We start from the raw sequence: 17,820 nt of genomic DNA, 5'->3' as shown, positions 1-17,820 counted from the left end.
GGCGGTTGCGAGGGTCGTTTTCGGCCAGGGCGAGCGGAGTCCATCATGGTGGCGCGGGTCAGCACGATTGCGTTTCAGGGCATCGAAGGCGTGCCCGTGGATGTCCAGGTCATGGTGGCGCCCGGCAAGGTCGGCATGCAGATCGTCGGCCTGGCGGACAAGGCGGTCGCCGAAAGCCGTGAGCGGGTGCAGGCAGCCCTGCACGCCTCCGGCCTCTCGCTGCCGCCGAAGCGGGTGACGGTCAATCTCGCGCCCGCCGATCTGCCGAAAGAGGGCAGCCATTACGACCTCGCCATCGCGCTCGGCCTCATGGTGGCGCTCGGCGCCCTGCCGGGCGATGCGCTGGACGATTATGTCGTCATCGGCGAACTTAACTTGGACGGCACGATTGCCGCAGTCGCCGGCGCGCTGCCTGCCGCCATGGGCGCCAATGCGCTCGGCAAGGGCGTGATCTGCCCGGCGGAAAACGGCGCGGAAGCCGCCTGGGCCGGCGGCGGGCTTGATATTCTCGCGCCGCGCAGCCTCATCGCGCTGGTCAATCATTTCAAGGGCACGCAGGTCCTCTCGCGCCCCGCCCCGGCGATCCGCGCGCCGGCCGGCGACCTGCCGGATCTCGCCGATATCCGCGGCCAGGAAAGCGCCAAGCGGGCGCTGGAAGTGGCGGCCGCCGGCAACCACAATCTCCTGATGGTCGGCCCGCCCGGTTCGGGAAAGTCCATGCTCGCCGCCCGCCTTGCCGCCATCCTGCCGCCGCTCTCGCCGGCGGAGCTCCTCGAAGTCTCGATGATCCACTCCATCGCCGGCCAGCTCTCCGGCGGACGCCTGTCGGACCGTCGGCCCTTCCGCACGCCGCACCACTCCGCCACCATGGCCGCCCTCGTCGGCGGCGGCGCCCGGGCACGGCCGGGAGAGGCCTCGCTTGCCCATAATGGCGTGCTCTTCCTCGACGAACTGCCGGAATTCTCGCCGCAGGCGCTCGATGCGCTTCGCCAGCCGCTCGAAACCGGCGCATGCATCATCGCGCGCGCCAACCATCGCGTCAGCTACCCCGCCGCCGTCCAGCTCGTCGCCGCCATGAATCCCTGCCGCTGTGGCATGGCGGGAGAACCCGGCCGCCAATGCGCCCGCGGCCCGCGCTGCATGAGCGAGTACCAGGCCCGCGTCTCCGGCCCGCTGATGGACCGCATCGATATCCGCATCGACGTGCCCGCCGTCTCCGCCACGGACCTCATCCGCCCGATGGCGGCCGAGGCGAGTGCAACCGTCGCCCGCCGCGTCGCCCGCGCCCGGGCCTTGCAGATCGACCGTTTCGCCCGTCTCGGCATGGGCGGCGTGACGAGCAATGCGCGCGCCTCGACGGCGCTCGTCGAAAAGGTCGCCGAACCCGATCCCGGCGGCCTCCAGCTCCTGCGCGACGCCGCGGAAAAGATGCGCTTCTCCGCCCGCGGCTACCACCGCATCCTCAAGGTGGCCCGCACGCTGGCCGATCTCGACGAAGCCGCAATCGTCGGCCGCATCCACCTGGCGGAAGCAATTTCTTATCGCATTGTCGGGGATCGAATGGCGGCAACGGCGTGATTGCGCGGCGGGGGCGGAATCAACGCCAGCCGTCCGCTGATACTAGGCCGGACCCTTAAAGACCGCTTCGATCCGGTGCCCGTCTGGATCGATGACGAAGGCAGCATAATAGGTTGATCCATAATCGGGCCGAAGCCCCGGGGCTCCATTGTCGCGCCCGCCGGCGGCGAGGGCTGCCTGATGGAAAGCATCCACGGCCTGCCGGTCCGGCGCGGCAAAGGCGACATGGAAGCCGGTGCCCGGTGCCACGGCGGCATCGCCATGCTCCTTGAGGGCGAGCTTGTCGCCGCCGCCGGGCGGTCCGTAGCCGACGGCCTGGTCCGGTTCGCCGGGCCGGATATCCGACCAGACCCGTCCACAGCCGAGCGGCGCGAGCGCGGCGTCATAGAAGGCGGCTGCGCGCACAATATCCGAAACGCCGAGGGAGAGGTGATGGATCATGCTGTCCCGTATGGGAAAGGCCCGCCGCGCGCTGGCGCAACGGGCCGCCCGATCTCAGCCGCCGAGGCCTTCGAAAAGCGCAGTCGAAAGATAGCGTTCGGCGAAGGAGGGGATGATGACGACGATGGTCTTGCCGGCATTTTCCGGACGGCTGCCCACCTTGACGGCGGCGGCCAGTGCCGCACCGGACGAGATGCCGACCGGCACGCCTTCGAGCCGCGCAACGAGGCGGGCATTTTCGAAGGCCTCGTCATTGGTGACCGGAACGACCTCGTCATAGACCGAGGTATCGAGGATCGCCGGGGCAAAACCGGCACCGATGCCCTGGATCTTGTGCGGGCCGGGATTGCCGCCGGAAAGAACCGGGCTGTCGGCCGGCTCCACTGCGATGACTTTGAATCCGGGTTTCTTCGCCTTCAGCACCTGGCCGGCGCCGGTGATCGTGCCGCCGGTGCCGATGCCGGAAACGAGGATGTCGACCGCGCCCTCCGTGTCGTTCCAGATCTCTTCGGCCGTCGTCTTGCGGTGAATTTCCGGGTTGGCCGGGTTTTCGAACTGCTGGGGAATGATGGCGTCCGGAATGCTGGCGGCCAGTTCCTCGGCTTTCGCGATCGCGCCCTTCATGCCCTTCGGCCCCTCGGTCAGCACCAGTTCGGCGCCGAGCAGCGCCAGCATCTTGCGGCGCTCGACGGACATGGTCTCCGGCATGGTGAGGATGAGGCGATAGCCCTTGGCGGCGGCGGCGAAGGCGAGCGCGATGCCCGTATTGCCCGAGGTCGGCTCGACCAGCGTCGACTTGCCGGGCGTGATCTTGCCCTGCGCTTCCAGCGCCTCGATCATTGCAACGCCGATGCGGTCCTTGACGGAGGCGATCGGGTTAAAGAATTCGAGCTTTGCGAGAAGGTTGGCGACGACGCCCTTCTCCTTGGCGAACTTGTCGAGCCGCACGATCGGCGTGTCGCCGATCGTCTCGGTGATGGAGGCGTAGATTCGGCCGCGGCCGGGCTTGCGGGTGTCGGTCATCGGGGGCTCCCTCGGTTCTCGTTACCGGAGAAGATAGGAGCGAATGCCGCCGGAGACGAGTCCGGATTTCGCGACAAAAGCGTTCGAAGCGGAATATTCGGACACCGATCCGGGAAAAGCCGGATCGATAACCTCAGGCCGCGCGGGTCGCGATATAGGCGGCCGTGCCGGCGAGAATGCCTGCGGCCACGCGGTTCATCCGCTGCAACGCCTTCGGCTGCTTAAGCAGAAGCCGGGCGCGCGAGGCAAGCGCGATATAGGGCACGAGCACGATCAGCAGCACGACGAAGGTCGCGGCGAGCAACACGCCATATTCCTCAAGGCCGATCGCTTCGAGGTCGACCAGCGTCGGCACGAGCGCCACGTAGAACAGCATGGTCTTCGGATTGCCGAGCGTCACGAACAGGCCGGAAAGGAAGGACATGGTCATGCTGGTCGAGCGCCGCGCCTCGATATTCTGCGGCAAGAGGCCGGTCGTCCAGAGCTTCCAGGCGATGTAGCCGAGATATAGGGCGCCGGCGATCTTGATCAGCATGAAGGTCGTGGTGAAGGTCTGCGCGATGAAGGCGAGGCCGAGGATGACCGCGGTGAGATAGATCATGTCGCCGAGGATGAGGCCGAGCCCCATGAAGAAGGTCGGCCGGAAGCCGGAGCCGAGCGCGCGGGCGACGATCGCCGTGATCCCGGGACCGGGAATGATGGCGGCGATGAACAGCGCACCGCAATAGGCGATCAGCACGGCAATGGTCATGGCAGGCTCCTTGGGCTGACGCTCTTTTAGCGCCGCCGATATCCTGCGGCAATGGTTTTGCGGCCGGCGCCTTGCCGCAAGCGCGGCTGCGGGATAGTCCTTCGTCAGATCGTCCAAGGAGAGCATGCCATGCCAGACCTGACCGGCCTTGCCGCCTTCGCCCTCATCGCGCTCGGCATGGTGCTCACCCCGGGGCCAAACATGATCTACCTCGTCTCCCGCTCGATCTGCCAGGGGCCGGCGGCTGGCCTCGTGTCGCTCTGCGGCGTGGCGCTCGGCTTCGTCTTCTATATGCTGTCGGCGGCGCTTGGCATCACCGCACTCGTGATGGCGGTGCCCTATGCCTATGATGCGCTGCGGCTTGCCGGCGTGCTCTACCTTGCCTGGCTCGCCTGGCAGGCGCTGCGCCCCGGCGGCCGCTCCGCCTTCGAGGTCAAGGCCCTGCCGCGCGACGGCAACCGGAAACTCTTCCTGATGGGGTTCCTGACGAGCCTGCTGAACCCGAAGATCGCGGTGCTCTACCTGTCCCTGCTGCCGCAGTTCATCGATCCGGCAGAAGGCAGCGTCTTTCTGCAATCGCTCGTGCTCGGCGGCACGCAGATCGCCATCAGCGTCAGCGTCAACGCGCTGATCGCCGTTTCGGCCGGCTCGATTGCCGCGCTCCTCGCCGCCCGCCCGCGCTGGCTTCTGGTGCAGCGCTGGCTGATGGGCACGGTGCTGGCCGGGCTCGCGCTGCGCATGGCGATGGAAGCCCGCCGCTGATCAGAACTCCGCCATCGGCGACAATGCGAAGGGCTGGTCCGGTCGCAGATCGGGCGCGGCGTGCAGCATGAGCACCATATCGCCCTCATCCGAAACGGCCTTGCCGTCCCATCCCAGATGATCGGGCGCAAAGTGCACGATGACCCGAGAGGGTGCGACCCGCAGGCTCGCCACAATATCTGCGAGGCGCGGGATGTGAGCGCCGACGATATCCAGCAGTTCAAAGCCGCCGTCCTCGCCCGCCTGCCAGGCAATGACGGCATCGTGCTCTTCCATCAGGTCGAGCCGCAGGTCCGGCATCAGCGATGCGTTGAAGAGGAACATTTCCCGCTGCCGCAGCGGCGCGAAACGGTCGGACACTGGCCGGCGGCCATCCAGTAGCCGGCTAAGCAAGGCAATGTCGGCTTCGCTTCCGATGTCCAGCCGCCGAACCGGGCTGGCGCGCCCTCCCACGGGTGCAGCGCCGGCAAACCGATGCTGCGCCAGCACGCGAAAACCAAGGTGCGTGTAGAGGTCCGGCTTGTCGGTCAACAGCGCGACCGCTTCGAAACCTTCCGCATCGCAATGGTCGAGCGCCGCCTCCATCACGTCGCGAAAAAGCCCTTGACCGCGATGGCTCGGCCGCACGGCGCCGGATTGCAGGCCGGCGGCGCGCACGAAGGTGCCGTTGATGACGAGCGGCAGCGAGAAGGCGCTGATATTGGCGATGCAGGTGCCTGCGGCGTCGAACCACGCGAAGGGCACGCTGGTCGGGTCCGGCCCGCCCAGCCGGTCGAGCGCGGTGATGTCGATGCCGAACGTGTCTTCCAGTAGATTGGCAAGCGCGCGCCAGGCGGCGCTGTCGCCCAGATAGTCGGAGCGGAGGACCAGCCCCGGCCGGTCGGCAGGCATGGTTCTAGCGCACGCCCGTGGAGCCGAAGCCGCCGGCGCCGCGGGTGGTTTCGCTGGTTTCCGTCGCCTCGCGCACGGCGACCTGCGTGACGGGCGCAATCACCATCTGCGCGATGCGCATGCCGCGCTCGATGACGAAGGGTTCTTCACCGAGATTGGCGAGCAGCACCTTCACCTCGCCGCGATAATCACTGTCGACCGTGCCCGGCGTGTTGAGGCAGGTGATGCCGTGCTTGAAGGCGAGGCCGGAACGGGGACGGATCTGCCCCTCGTAGCCGTGCGGGATTTCGAAGACGAAACCGGTCGGCACGAGCGCGCGTTTTCCCGGGGCCAGCGTCAGCGGTGCATCGACGGCCACGCCGGCGCGCAGGTCCATGCCGGCGGCACCCGATGTCTCATAGGCGGGAAGCTCGATGCCCTCGCCATGCGGCAGGCGGACGAGCGAAAGGGTGGGCTGGGTGGGGGCGTGCGCGTTCATGCGCCCATAAGCCGGCCACGGCACAATCCCGTCAATTGCATCTTCCGGGCGGAGCCTGTAAAGACCGCGGCAACTCACAGGATATTGCAGAAAATGGCCGAAACCCTTGCCGAGGCGGTCTCCCGCCGCCGCACCTTCGCGATCATCGCGCACCCGGACGCCGGTAAAACCACCCTCACCGAAAAGCTGCTTCTGTTCGGCGGCGCCATCCAGCTCGCCGGCGAAGTGAAGGCGAAGAAGGACCGCATCCAGACCCGCTCGGACTGGATGAAGATCGAGCGCGAACGCGGCATCTCGGTCGTCACATCCGTGATGACCTTCGAATATGACGGCAACGTCTTCAACATTCTCGACACGCCCGGCCACGAAGACTTCGCGGACGACACCTACCGCACGCTGACGGCGGTGGATGCGGCCGTCATGGTCATCGACGCCGCCAAGGGCATCGAGCCGCGAACGCTGAAGCTGTTCGAAGTCTGCCGCCTGCGCGACATCCCGATCATCACCTTCGTCAACAAGATGGACCGCGAGAGCCGCGACCCGTTCGAGATTTTGGACGAGGTGGAAGAGAAGCTGGCGCTCGATACGGCGCCGATCACTTGGCCCGTCGGCCGGTCGAAGTCGTTCTGTGGCTCCTATCATCTCGCCGACCGCACCTTCCGCGGCTCGGATACGCAGGTGCAGCCGACGAAGATCGACGATGCGACGGTGGTGGCGAAAAACCTGCCGGAAAACGAACGCACCGCCTTCATCGAGGAGCTGGAGCTTGCCCGCGAGGCCTGCCGGCCGTTCGACCGCGAGGCTTTCCTCGAAGGTCACCTGACGCCGGTCTTCTTCGGTTCGGCGCTGCGCAATTTCGGCGTGCGCGACCTCATCAACGCGCTCGGCGCCGTCGCGCCGCCGCCGCGCGACCAGGTGGCGGATGTGCGCAAGGTCCATGCGTCCGAGGACAAGATGACGGCCTTCGTCTTCAAGATCCAGGCGAACATGGACCCGAACCACCGAGACCGCATCGCCTTTGCCCGCGTCTGCTCCGGCATGCTGGAGCGCGGCATGAAGGTGCGGCTCGCCCGCACCGGCAAGCAGATCGGCCTGTCGGCGCCGCAGTTCTTCTTCGCCTCGCAGCGCCAGCTCGCCGATACGGCCTATGCCGGCGACGTGGTGGGCATTCCAAACCACGGCACGCTCCGCATCGGCGATACGCTGACGGAAGGCGAGGCGCTGGTCTTTGAAGGCGTGCCGAACTTCGCGCCGGAAATTCTGCGCCGCGTGCGGCTGGAAGACGCCATGAAGGCGAAGAAGCTGAAGGAAGCGCTCCAGCAGATGGCGGAAGAGGGCGTCGTGCAGCTCTTCTCGCCGGAGGACGGCTCGCCCGCCATCGTCGGCGTCGTCGGCGCGCTGCAGCTCGACGTCTTGAAGGAGCGGCTCCAGGGTGAATACGGCCTGCCGGTCTCCTTCGAAATGTCTCGCTTCTCCGTTTGCCGCTGGATTTCGTCGGACAGCGCGGCCGAACTCGAAAAGTTCGTCACCCAGCGCCGCGGCGATATCGCCCGCGACCTCGATGGCGATCCGGTGTTCCTGGCGCAGGATTCCTTCTCGCTGCGCTATGAATCGGAGCGCTATCCGGCCATCAAGATGGTTGCCATCAAGGAATACCACGTCACCAAGGCGTGATCGGATCGCGCACTTGCCACTTTCGGCGTGACAGGTGCCGCATCATTTGCGAAAACCGCCCCCGAGACGGGGGCGTCCGCGTGAGCGGGCTGAGAAGCACCCTTTGAACCTGAACCGGATCATGCCGGCGGAGGGAGTCGAACGGGTGCCGGCTTGCTGCCGCCCGTTGGCCGCCTCCGTCGCAGGGAGGCGAGATGGCCGACACGATTGCAAACATTCTCTCGATCGCAGGGTCCGACCCTTCCGGCGGCGCCGGCATCCAGGCCGACCTCAAGACCTTTGCGGCCCGTGGCACCTACGGCATGGCTGTTCTGACCGCGCTGACGGCGCAGAACACGCAAGGCGTTTCCAGCGTGCATCTCGTGCCGCCGGCCTTCGTCGCGGCGCAGATTGCGGATGTCTTCAGCGATGTGCGCGTCGATGCCGTGAAGATCGGCATGATCGCCTCGGCCGACATCGCCGAAGCCGTTGCCAACAGCCTGTCGTCGCGCCGCGGCCTGCCGATCGTGCTCGATCCGGTGATGGTCGCCAAGGGTGGCGCGTCCCTGCTGGCGCAGGAGGCGGTCGAGGCACTGACGCGCCGGCTGCTGCCGCGCGCCACCGTGCTGACGCCGAACCTGCCGGAAGCCGCCGCCCTCCTGGGCGAACCCGAAGCCATCGATCGGGCGGGCATGGAGGATCAGGCAAGGCGGCTTCTTACGCTCGGGCCAAAGGCGGTGCTGCTCAAGGGCGGGCATCTGCCGGGCGCCGAGAGCCCGGATGTGCTGGCGACGCCGGACTGGCTGCACTGGTTCGAAGGCGTGCGCGTGCTGACGCGCAACACCCATGGCACCGGCTGCTCGCTGTCGAGCGCGATCGCCGCGGAGCTCGGCAAGGGGCGCACGCTTACCGATGCCGCGGCGGCGGCGAAGAGTTTCATCGCCGGCGCGGTGCGCAGCTCCCACGCGTTGAACGTCGGCTCTGGCCACGGGCCGTTGCATCATTTTCACGCGCTCTGGAACTAGCGGTCGGCCAGCGCCAGCCGCAAGCCCATCAGGCCGAGCGCTGCGGCGAAGCTGCGCTGCGTCCACACCACGATCCTTGGCCGGCTCAGCACCTGCTGGCGCAGCCCCGCGGCGAGCGCGCCGTAGAGGGCGAAGACAAGGAAGGTCAGCAGCATGAAGATGCCGCCGAGAAAGAGCATCTGCGCCGTGGCGTCGGGCGCCTGCGCCGGCACGAATTGCGGCAGGAAGGCGAGGAAGAACAGCGAGAGTTTCGGGTTGAAGATATTGGTGAGGATGCCCTTGCGCACGATGCGCAGTGCCTTTTCGGCGGGCGCCTGATCCGGCCCGAGATCCAGCGCGTTGCTGTCCTTCAGCATGCTCCAGGCGATGAAGAGCAGGTAGGCGACACCGACATAGCGCAGCACCTCGAAGGCGAGCGCGCTCGCATGCAGCACCGCGGCAAGGCCGACGACGGAGGCGACGATATGCGGGATGATGCCGAGCGTGCAGCCGAAGGCGGCAAGCAGGCCGGCGCGAAAGCCGCCGCTGATGCCGAGCGCCAGCGTATAGATCACGCCGGTGCCCGGCAGGAGGATGACGACGAGCGAGGTGATGAGGAATTCTGTGGTCATGTCCGGTTTCCATGCGGCGGGGAGGCGGTAGGAAACACCGGAAGGGCGGCGGTGGTCTTGAACGAAATTGCAGTCAGGCGCGGGCCGCGAGATAGGCGCCCGGCGTATAGCCGTAGCGGCGCGTGAAATTGCGCGTCATGTGGCTCTGGTCGGCAAACCCGGCCTCGATGGCAGCTTCGGCAAGCGAGGTGCCTGTCGCGATGAGCCGCCGCGCGCGCTCCGTCCGGCGCTGGAGCAGATAGGCATGCGGCGTCAGGCCCGTGCTGCGGGCGAAGTCACGCACAAGCCGGAAGCGGCCGAGCCCGCAATCCGCCGCAAGATCGTCCAGCGTGGCGCTGGCGGCCGGGTCCTCGTCGAGCCGTTGGCGGGCTTGCGCAATGGCCGAGGAGGCGATGGTTTCGCGCTTGGGTGCCCGCTCCTGCAAGGCGGCGGCGAGCAGCAGGAGGAGGCGTTCGTCCCGGGCGAGGGCAGCGGCGCGCTCGTCGAGTAGGGAGGCGAGCAGCGCCGAAACGAGCCCGGCAATGCGGCCGTCCTTCAGCACCGGCGCATGAAATTCCGCGCACGGCCGGCCCTCGAAAATATCCTCCGCTGCGGCCGCAACTATAGCCGGCTGCATGTAGAGCATGCGCCAGGCGCGCGGGGCGTCGCCCAGCGGCGCGCCGTCATGCACCTCGCCGGGATTGACGGTGATGGTATTGCCGGCTTCGGCCTCGACCATGCCGCGCCCGCTTGCCGATTTCTGCGCGCCGCGCTCGACAACGCCGATGCCGTAGGTCTCATGGGTGTGGCGCGCAAAACTCAGGCGGCTGTCGGCGATGACGGCCTCGATGCCGTCGATGCCCGTCCTGAAGATCTGGAAGCGCTCGGCCGCCATGGTCAATCCCGCATCACGCCGGGAAGGGCGGCCGTCTCGCCGAACCAGTCGGTGGCGGAGGTGCACCATATCTGGCGCACCGGTTTCAGGCCGGCGCGCTGGTTGATGCTGCCCCAGCGGATGCCCCAGGTTTCGGCCGATTCGCCCGTTCCGGTCGAAAAAAGCGGCGTGCCGCATTCCGGGCAGAAATAGAGCAGGCGCTTGCGGCCGCTTTCGGCGCTCTTGGTGTAGAGTTTCGGCGGGTTTGCGGTGAGGCGCAGGGCGTCGCGCGGCACGCTGGCGGTGACGCGATAGGGCGAGCCGGTCAGCCTCTGGCAATCCGTGCAATGACAGATCGCCACCTTGTCCGGGTCGATCTCGGCCTCATAGGTCACGAAGCCGCAATGGCACTGCCCGTCGATTTTCATGCTGCATCCTTCTCTCATCGGAAAGGATAGGCCGCGATGCCGCGGGGTCAACCGCAGGGGCATCCTGTTCCGCAAGAAACTGCGAACCCGGCGCCCTGTCATCAGAATGACACGCATGGTTTCGGCCCGTTTACATTCGTTAACGCATTTTTACCCATTTGCGTTGAAAATCAGGGCAGTGCCATGGTTAATGCGTCTGGTCAAACGCCGGTTCGTCGCCGGTCTTCGAAAGCGAGAATAGCCTCATGTGCCGTTGGGCAGCCTATCGCGGAGAACCGCTTTACCTCGAGGAACTGGTGTCCTCGCCCGCCCACTCGCTGATCGAACAATCCCACTGCGCCACCCGCGCCAAGACGGCGACCAATGGCGACGGTTTCGGCATCGCCTGGTATGGCGAGCGCCCGGAGCCCGGCCGCTACCGCGATATCCTGCCCGCCTGGTCGGACTGCAACCTGCGCAGCATTGCCCGCCAGGTGCGCTCGCCGCTGTTCCTCGCCCATGTGCGGGCCGCCACCGGCGGCGGCACGCGGCGCGACAATTGCCATCCCTTCGTCAACGGCATCTGGTCCTTCATGCACAATGGCCAGATCGCCGATTTCGAGCACCTGCGCCGGCCGCTCGAAACCATGCTCGACAACGACCTCTACAATGCCCGCACCGGCTCGACGGATTCGGAGCTGCTCTTCCTGCTCGCCCTGCAATTCGGCCTGGCGCGCGATCCGCTCGGCGCCATGGCCGAGACGATCGCCTTCGTCGAGCGGCTGGCGGCGCATCTGGAACGCCGGGTGCTCGTGCGCTTCACCGCAGCCTTCACCGATGGCGACCAGCTCTATGCCGTGCGCTACGCGACGGACTACGCGGCCCCGACGCTCTATGCAGCACCGATGGGCGCGACCGGCGGCTACTGCCTCGTCTCCGAGCCGCTGAACGACGACACGGAAGCCTGGGTGGAAATTCCGGACGGCAGCGCCGTGGTGCTGGGCGAAAACGGCGTCGACGTGCGCATCTTCTCGCCCGCCGGTCGTCCGGCAAGCGGCATGGACACCAAGCTCGCCCTCGTCAGGTAAGCTTTTCGGCAATCCAGTCGGCCAGGCGGCCGGCGACGTCTTCCTTGGCAAGCTCCGGCCATTCCTCGATGCCGGCGGCGGTGATCAGCTTCACGCTGTTGCGCGTACCGCCCATGATGCCGGTTTCCGGCGAAACGTCATTGGCGACGATGAGGTCGGCGCCCTTCTTCTGAAGTTTCACCCGGCCATTGTTCTCGACGTCCTGCGTCTCCGCGGCAAAACCGACGACGATTTTCGGCCGCTTGGCGTGATGGCCGACGGTCTTCAGGATGTCCGGGTTTTCCGTCAGCATCAGCGGCGGCGGGCCTTCGCCCGGCTGCTTCTTGATTTTTTCCGCATTCGGCGTTGCCACCCGCCAGTCGGCAACGGCCGCGACCATCACTGCGATATCCGCCGGCAGCGCGGCCAGCACCGCCTGCAACATGTCGTCCGCCCGCTCGACCTTGACGACCGTGACGCCCGTTGGGTCGGGCAGCGTGACGGGGCCGGAGACGAGCGTCACCTTCGCACCCAGCCGGGCGAGCGCTGCTGCAATGGCATGGCCCTGGCGGCCGGAGGAGCGGTTGGCGATGTAGCGCACCGGGTCGATCGGCTCATGGGTCGGGCCGGAGGTGACGATGGCGGTGCGGCCGGCCAGCGGCTTCTTCCCCCCGTCGAGCAGGGCTTCCACGGCAGCGACGATTTCCAGCGGCTCCGCCATGCGGCCGAAGCCGGCCTCGCCGCCTTCCGCCATCTCGCCGGCATTGGGACCGATGAAAGAAAGCCCATCCTTGCGCAGCGTCTCGACATTGCGCCGGGTCGCCGGGTGCGACCACATCTTGGGGTTCATGGCGGGCGCCAGCAGCACCGGGCGATCGGTGGCGAGCAGCACGGTGGAGGCGAGGTCGTCGGCAAGGCCGTTCGCCATCTTGGCCATCAGGTCGGCCGTGGCGGGAGCGATGACGACGAGGTCGCAGTCGCGCGCCAGCCGGATGTGCCCGACATCCTGCTCGTCCTCGCGCGAAAAGAGGTCCGTATAGACATGGCCCGCCGAAAGCGCGCCGACGGCAAGCGGCGTCACGAATTCGCGCGCGCCTGCGGTCATGACCGGGCGCACCTCCGCGCCGCGCTCGCGCAGCCGGCGGATCAGGTCGAGGCTCTTGTAGGCGGCGATGCCGCCGGAGATGACGAGGAGGATGCGTTTTCCTGCAAGCGGCATGGCGGGTCCCGGGCTTTTAAAGCGCACGACCATCCCCGGCGAGGACGGTCACCCCGTCCTACCCCGTTGCAGCGGCATTTCCAAGTCTGCCCCGGCGGCGGATCCCCCCGGATACCGCCTCACCACGTCAAGAGACGTGGCTTACCGCGTCACAAGACGCGGCCACCGCGCCAAGAGGCGCGGCTTAATGGCAGACCTTCACCTTCTTGATGATGAGGTTGCCGTAGTAGTCGTACTTCTTGATTTTCTTCCAGAAGCACTTCGGCTTGTGGCCGTAATAGTGCGTCACGGGTTCGACGAGGCTTGTCGACCGCAGGCCTGCTGCATCCGGCATGATGCCGGCGAGCGACGGTGCGGCGAAAGCGCCGAAGGAAAAGACTGCGATGGCTGCGGATAGAATGATATTGCGCATGGGACGTTCCCCTCTGGCCCTTGGAGAATTCGGTCTGCTCTGCACTGCGCCGCTTATTCCGGCTTTTCTAAATTACCACCTTACCGGCGGGAGGTGAACTGCCTGCAACGGGCCAAGACGGGGTGGTTTTCAGGTTTTCAGGCGCCTTCGTCGGGAATGTTCAGCACGTGGCCGCAGGCCTTGCAGTGTACGGCATCCGCCTCATGGCGCGAGAGGCCGCATTCAGGGCAGGGAAAGGTCACCTTGAACGGCCGGAAGATCGCCTGCGCGAGCCGCACGAAGAGCGAAATGCCGATGATCATCGTGACGATGGAGGTGAGCTTGCCGAGCGTGCCGGGCAGCACGATATCGCCGAAGCCGGTCGTCGTGACGGTCGCGACCGAGAAATAGAGCGCGTCGACGAAACCCTCGAAGCCATCCGCGCCGTAGAAGAAATTGCTGTAGACGAAGCCGGTGACGAGGAAGAGGAAGACGAGGAAATTCACGCAGGCCTGGATGATGTCCTCCAGGTCGCCATAGCCGAAACGGCGCAGCAGCAGCGTCACGAGCTTGCTCTGGCTGATCGCCCAGATGCGCAGCACCCGCAGGAAGGCGAAATTGTGCAACTGGCCCGGAAAGAGCAGCGTGCCGAGCACGATGATATCCACCCAGGTCATCGGCCGCATTGCAAAATAGCGCAGGTTCGGCGCGATCAGCGCCCGGGCGGCGAGTTCGAAGGCGATGACCAGGGCAATGGCATAATCGACGATGATATAGGCCGGCCCGGTGCGCAGATAGGGACCCGCGATGAAGAAGCAGAGGATCGCGATGTCGATCAGCAGCATCGCGACCTGGAAGCGGATCGCCTCCCGGTCCCGCCCGAAATAAAGCCCGCGCAACTGCCGGCGCGCCCGTTCGAGAAAGGGTTGCGGTGGGGTCACGCTCAGCGGTTCATCGGCCATGATCGAAAGACTAGCGCCGGCCCCGTCCCGGTCAAGCGGGACAGATCAGAACCTGGCCTTCATCGTCGCGAGGAAGGTGCGGCCGGGGGCGGGCGTATCGAAGGCCATGTCGATATCGGTATCGAAGGCATTGAGCAGCTGGAGGGCGACTTCGAGATGGCCACTCTCGGATTTCCAGGTCACGGCGGCGTCGGTCGTCGAGTAGCTGTCAAGATCAAACAGGTGGAGATTCCCTGCTTCGTCCCTGATCTGACCGCCGAGCCTTTCTCCGACGAATGTCTGTGCGACGCTCAGCGTGAACCGCGAGGGGTGGACATAGGTGAAACCCACCTGGCCGACATAGTCGGGCACCAGCGGCAGCGTGGTGTCGCTGCCAATCCCCGGCGTCGTGTCCTTGTTCTCGTTCCAGGTGAAGGAGCCGAAAATTCCAAGGCCGTTGCCGACCCAGTAGTTCGCGCTGAGGCTGATCCTGTCGATTTCGCCTTGGCTGGTTTCGAACCAGTTGAAGAAGCCAGGAATGCCGATCGAAACGCTGTCGAAGTGGAGGTTCTGGTATTCGAGCGAGGTGAAGAACCGCTCGCTCCATTCCGCATCCCATCGCACGGCCGCAGTGCGCGCATGCCCCTGGTAGAAGGAAGGCAGTTGCAGCGGCACGAGCCCTACGGTCGAGACCGGAGAGAGGGTCTGCGTCACCGGATATTGCGTATCCCGCCGGTAATAGGCCCGCAGCCAATGGTTTTCGACGGGTGCCCAGGCAATGCCGATGCGGGGATCCACCGTTTCGAAGACGCCGCTGCCGGAATCGAACCATGAATAATAGGCGCCGCCCTGCACTTGCAGGTCGGGGGAAAAGTCATAGGTGGCATCGGCGTAGAGGCGGGCCGCCTTGCCGTCGGATGCATAGTCGTCACGCCGGAAGATCTCGCCTGTGGTCAGGTCGGTAAAGATCTGGGCGTTGCGCGACTTGTAGTCGACCGCCTCGGCGCCATAGCGCACGGTGAGCGATCCGATGCCGAAGAGATGGCTGAGGCCAAAACTCTTCGTGTCGCCGCGTGAGGGGGTTTCGACACTATAGGGACCGACCTCGTCGGCCGTTTCGAAATAGTCGGACGTGTTGGAATGCTCGAACATGCCGAAGGCCTGGATGACGTTCTTGTCCGAGATCGTATGGCTCCAGGCCGCGCCGAGCATCGTGTCTCTGCCGGTGCTTTGGTCTGCCGGCGTGGGAGAGAAGAGGGGGCCGGGATAGCCCGTCACGGAACGTGAAGAGCTTCCGAACAGGTAGATATTGTCGACGAGGGTCGGCCGCAGGCCCAATTCGAAGACCCCGCCCTCGAAATCGTTCGTGTCGTTGTCGCGCTCACCCTCCGGTCGGCTGATCTGGCCCTGGAGGTTGTAGCTCAGCGGAATGGCGCCGTAGCTGGTGCCCTTGACGTTGATGTCGCCGTTCCAGCCCAGTTCCGCGCTTTCGGAGGAAAGACCGGCGGTCAGGGCCGTCTCGATGAAGCTGCGGCGTTCGAGGGAGTTGACGCGTTCCTCGGCGGCGACGGCCAAAGGGTCGAGCATCAGGCTTTGCAGGTTCGTCGGCAGGTAGATCGAGCCCGCAGGATAGCGGGACAACCCCAGCGGCGGAACGCTGATGAAGGGGCTGAGCTGGCCCGCCCTTTGCTCGTCGTCATAGCTTGTTGCGATGAACGGGTCGAAGGCGCGGTCCTTGTAATATTGGCTCCACTCGTTGAGGCCGATATTGTCGAGGGTCGAGCCCAGCACCGACGAAACCTGCCGGTTGGCATCATACCCGGTGTAATACCCGCCGCGGGCCTGGCGGCGGCGGAGCGCTTCGCGGGCGTTGAGGATGGCGTCGTCGGCGCGGAATTCCTCGACCGCGATGCCGGCGCGCATCAGCGAGACGCTCGGATTGTCGCGGTCGAAGCGGTCGGCATTGTCGAGTGCCTGCGCGGCCTCTTCTGTCGCACCGCTTTGAAAGTTGGCAATCGCAAGGCCGATCAGCGCGTCGCCGGCGGTCGGGTTGACGGCGGCGGCCTCTTGCAGCGTCTTTTCGCCCTCGGCCGTCTTGCCCATGCGCAGGAGGTAGCGGCCTTTGGCGGCGAGCACGGCATAGGAGGTCGGGTCGAGCGCCTCGCCGGCATCGATTGCCCGCTTTGAGGCGGCCATCTGGTCGTGATCCATCAGGAAGCGCGCATGGTTGGCATGCAGCACGGCATTTTCCGGGTTGAGGCAGATCGCGCGCCGGTGCGCCGCATCCGCCTCGACAATGGCGTTGCGGTCGCTCTGGATGATGCCGATCTCGTTCCAGACGGCATCGTCGCCAGGCGCTGCCTCCACGGCCTGCGTCAGATCGGCCAGCGCGCCGTCGAGATCGCTCGAAACGGTGGCGCGGAAGCGGGCGCTGACCAGCAGATGGGACGGGTCGCTCGGATCGAGCGACCGGGCGCGCGCCAGCGCCTCGCGCACCTCGTCGCGCCGGTCGAGTTCATAGGCGAGGCTGGCGCGCATCGCCGGCAGGCTGGACTCGTCGGGAAACCGCCGTTCGGCCTTCTTAAGGATCTCGATCGCCTCGACCTGGCCCTGCATATGGGTAACGACGGTCGCCTGCGCGATCGCCTCGCCGATGGTTGCCGGCGTGCGGTTCAGCGAAGGGGTCTTCACCCGGGCGTCCGGGTATTTCAGCGAGATCGCGATCCATTCGCCGTAGCGTGCCATGGTGCGCCGCTCGCCGGAAAGCTGCGGCAGGGCCTTGCGGAACAGCCGGATCGCCTCGTCATACCGCGTGGCCTGGCCGGCGATCATCGCCTCGACCAGCGTTGCACGGGCCTCCAGCGCTACCGGCAGCGGACGGGGCAGGTGCGCGAGGGCGGCGGCTGCCGCTGCCCGGCCGTCATAGGCGAGCGCGGTTTCCGCGAGCTTAAGCCAGTCCTCGCGGCTGCGGTTGGCTTCGGGCCTGGCGAGAATACCGAGCCGCTCGCCGCGCGCGTCGCGCGTGCCCTCGCCGCTGATCGGCAGGCCGTTGAAGACGCCGCGGATTTCGCCATAGAGCAGGACCTGCTCGCGCTCTTCCAGATTGACGAGGATATATTTGCGCGGCGCCTGGCCGATCGTCGCGACGGCGCCTTCGCCCTGGCCGACGGTCACCGTGCCTTGCGCGTTCGAAAGCTCGACCGTGCCTTCGAGCACCGTCAGCACCGTGCGGTCGCCCTCGGCGCGCAGCGTCCAGTCGGTGCCGCGGATGGCGGCCGCGGCTGCCGGCGTATCGACGGTCAGGCCGGTGCCACCGCGTTCCGCACGGCCCCAGATCGTGCCGCCTTCGAGGTTGAGTTCGCTGTCGGACGTGCTGCCGATCTTGCGCACGCGCAGGATCGTCTCGCGCGCCATGCGCACCAGCGTGTTGTCGGAAAAGCGGATGGCGAGGCTGCCGACGGCGTTGGTGCGCAGCGTATCGCCGGCAATGAGGTCCTGGTTGACCTCGACGCCGCGCCACGCCTCGATGTCCACGAAACGGACCTCCTCGCCGGATTTCCGGTCGACGACGGCACCATCGGCCACGGAGCCGCGCGGAAAAACCTCGGCGGACGCCGGCAAAAAGCTTCCAACGATCGCAAGGGCGCTCACGCCCAGCTGCAACGCACGCATGTGATCTGGTTTCGTCCACCCTCGGAGGCGACGATATGGATGCAATTTCCCGGTGTT

General features: G+C 66.3%; 17 protein-coding genes and 1 riboswitch. Of the genes, 5 read left to right on the top strand and 12 right to left on the bottom strand.

Annotated elements, in window-relative coordinates; all coding sequences use genetic code 11:
- Positions 1-45: 45 nt before the first annotated feature.
- The gene (locus AC1Q6Z_RS15580; protein WP_492648467.1) at positions 46-1,578 is read left to right on the top strand and encodes a YifB family Mg chelatase-like AAA ATPase; all 1,533 of its coding nucleotides are present in this window, start codon (positions 46-48) and stop codon (positions 1,576-1,578) included.
- Between the two features lie 42 nt (positions 1,579-1,620).
- On the opposite strand, the gene AC1Q6Z_RS15575 is transcribed toward AC1Q6Z_RS15580, so the two are convergent.
- From AC1Q6Z_RS15575 to AC1Q6Z_RS15565, 3 genes are all read right to left on the bottom strand, one after another.
- On the bottom strand, positions 1,621-2,019 hold the full coding sequence (locus AC1Q6Z_RS15575) for a VOC family protein (RefSeq protein ID WP_492648466.1): 399 nt from the start codon (positions 2,017-2,019) through the stop codon (positions 1,621-1,623).
- A 54-nt stretch (positions 2,020-2,073) separates the two neighbouring features.
- On the bottom strand, positions 2,074-3,042 hold the full coding sequence (gene cysK, locus AC1Q6Z_RS15570) for a cysteine synthase A (protein WP_435266753.1): 969 nt from the start codon (positions 3,040-3,042) through the stop codon (positions 2,074-2,076).
- Positions 3,043-3,175: 133 nt separating this feature from the next.
- Positions 3,176-3,793 (bottom strand): LysE family translocator, encoded by a 618-nt coding sequence (locus AC1Q6Z_RS15565; protein WP_256118126.1) that lies wholly within the window; start codon positions 3,791-3,793, stop codon positions 3,176-3,178.
- A 129-nt stretch (positions 3,794-3,922) separates the two neighbouring features.
- On the opposite strand from AC1Q6Z_RS15565, the gene AC1Q6Z_RS15560 reads away from it, so the two are divergent.
- A complete protein-coding gene (locus tag AC1Q6Z_RS15560) occupies positions 3,923-4,555 on the top strand; it encodes a LysE family translocator (RefSeq protein ID WP_492648465.1) in 633 nt (210 codons plus the stop codon).
- Here AC1Q6Z_RS15560 and AC1Q6Z_RS15555 read toward each other — a convergent pair whose 3' ends face one another.
- Together AC1Q6Z_RS15555 and dut are read right to left on the bottom strand one after the other, a co-directional pair.
- Positions 4,556-5,446, bottom strand: coding sequence for a GNAT family N-acetyltransferase (locus AC1Q6Z_RS15555; protein WP_492648464.1), 891 nt, complete (start codon positions 5,444-5,446; stop codon positions 4,556-4,558). It lies immediately after the preceding gene.
- Between the two features lie 4 nt (positions 5,447-5,450).
- On the bottom strand, positions 5,451-5,924 hold the full coding sequence (dut, locus tag AC1Q6Z_RS15550) for a dUTP diphosphatase (RefSeq protein ID WP_492648463.1): 474 nt from the start codon (positions 5,922-5,924) through the stop codon (positions 5,451-5,453).
- Between the two features lie 93 nt (positions 5,925-6,017).
- On the opposite strand from dut, the gene AC1Q6Z_RS15545 reads away from it, so the two are divergent.
- The gene (locus tag AC1Q6Z_RS15545) at positions 6,018-7,598 is read left to right on the top strand and encodes a peptide chain release factor 3 (RefSeq protein ID WP_256118122.1); all 1,581 of its coding nucleotides are present in this window, start codon (positions 6,018-6,020) and stop codon (positions 7,596-7,598) included.
- Between the two features lie 58 nt (positions 7,599-7,656).
- A riboswitch (TPP riboswitch) is annotated at positions 7,657-7,751 on the top strand.
- A 41-nt stretch (positions 7,752-7,792) separates the two neighbouring features.
- Positions 7,793-8,602, top strand: a complete 810-nt coding sequence (gene thiD / locus AC1Q6Z_RS15540) for a bifunctional hydroxymethylpyrimidine kinase/phosphomethylpyrimidine kinase (RefSeq protein WP_492648462.1) — start codon at positions 7,793-7,795, stop codon at positions 8,600-8,602.
- On the opposite strand, the gene AC1Q6Z_RS15535 is transcribed toward thiD, so the two are convergent.
- From AC1Q6Z_RS15535 to AC1Q6Z_RS15525, 3 genes are all read right to left on the bottom strand, one after another.
- Positions 8,599-9,213 carry a LysE family translocator gene (locus AC1Q6Z_RS15535; RefSeq protein WP_492648461.1) on the bottom strand — a complete coding sequence of 205 codons (615 nt, stop codon included), beginning with the start codon at positions 9,211-9,213 and terminating at the stop codon, positions 8,599-8,601. The genes thiD and AC1Q6Z_RS15535 overlap by 4 nt on opposite strands.
- A 73-nt stretch (positions 9,214-9,286) precedes the next feature.
- Positions 9,287-10,087 carry an AraC family transcriptional regulator gene (locus AC1Q6Z_RS15530; protein WP_492648460.1) on the bottom strand — a complete coding sequence of 267 codons (801 nt, stop codon included), beginning with the start codon at positions 10,085-10,087 and terminating at the stop codon, positions 9,287-9,289.
- Between the two features lie 2 nt (positions 10,088-10,089).
- Complete coding sequence (locus AC1Q6Z_RS15525; RefSeq protein WP_492648459.1) at positions 10,090-10,494, bottom strand: GFA family protein; 405 nt, start codon at positions 10,492-10,494, stop codon at positions 10,090-10,092.
- 245 nt (positions 10,495-10,739) lie between these two features.
- Here AC1Q6Z_RS15525 and AC1Q6Z_RS15520 point away from each other — a divergent pair, with 245 nt between their 5' ends.
- On the top strand, positions 10,740-11,561 hold the full coding sequence (locus AC1Q6Z_RS15520) for a class II glutamine amidotransferase (protein ID WP_256118117.1): 822 nt from the start codon (positions 10,740-10,742) through the stop codon (positions 11,559-11,561).
- Here AC1Q6Z_RS15520 and coaBC read toward each other — a convergent pair.
- From coaBC to AC1Q6Z_RS15500, 4 genes are all read right to left on the bottom strand, one after another.
- Positions 11,554-12,759: a bifunctional phosphopantothenoylcysteine decarboxylase/phosphopantothenate--cysteine ligase CoaBC gene (gene coaBC, locus AC1Q6Z_RS15515; RefSeq protein ID WP_492648458.1), complete on the bottom strand. Its 1,206-nt coding sequence runs from the start codon at positions 12,757-12,759 to the stop codon at positions 11,554-11,556. The genes AC1Q6Z_RS15520 and coaBC overlap by 8 nt on opposite strands.
- A gap of 184 nt (positions 12,760-12,943) precedes the next feature.
- Positions 12,944-13,171, bottom strand: a complete 228-nt coding sequence (locus AC1Q6Z_RS15510) for a hypothetical protein (RefSeq protein WP_492648457.1) — start codon at positions 13,169-13,171, stop codon at positions 12,944-12,946.
- Between the two features lie 137 nt (positions 13,172-13,308).
- Positions 13,309-14,112 (bottom strand): potassium channel family protein, encoded by an 804-nt coding sequence (locus AC1Q6Z_RS15505; RefSeq protein WP_435266743.1) that lies wholly within the window; start codon positions 14,110-14,112, stop codon positions 13,309-13,311.
- Between the two features lie 45 nt (positions 14,113-14,157).
- The gene (locus AC1Q6Z_RS15500; RefSeq protein ID WP_492648456.1) at positions 14,158-17,763 is read right to left on the bottom strand and encodes a TonB-dependent receptor domain-containing protein; all 3,606 of its coding nucleotides are present in this window, start codon (positions 17,761-17,763) and stop codon (positions 14,158-14,160) included.
- Positions 17,764-17,820 lie beyond the last annotated feature (57 nt).

The organism is Shinella sp. GW835-FHT14H05 (assembly GCF_058793575.1).
Note: the sequence above shows the minus strand (reverse complement) of the source record. Positions and strands in the feature narration are given on the sequence as shown.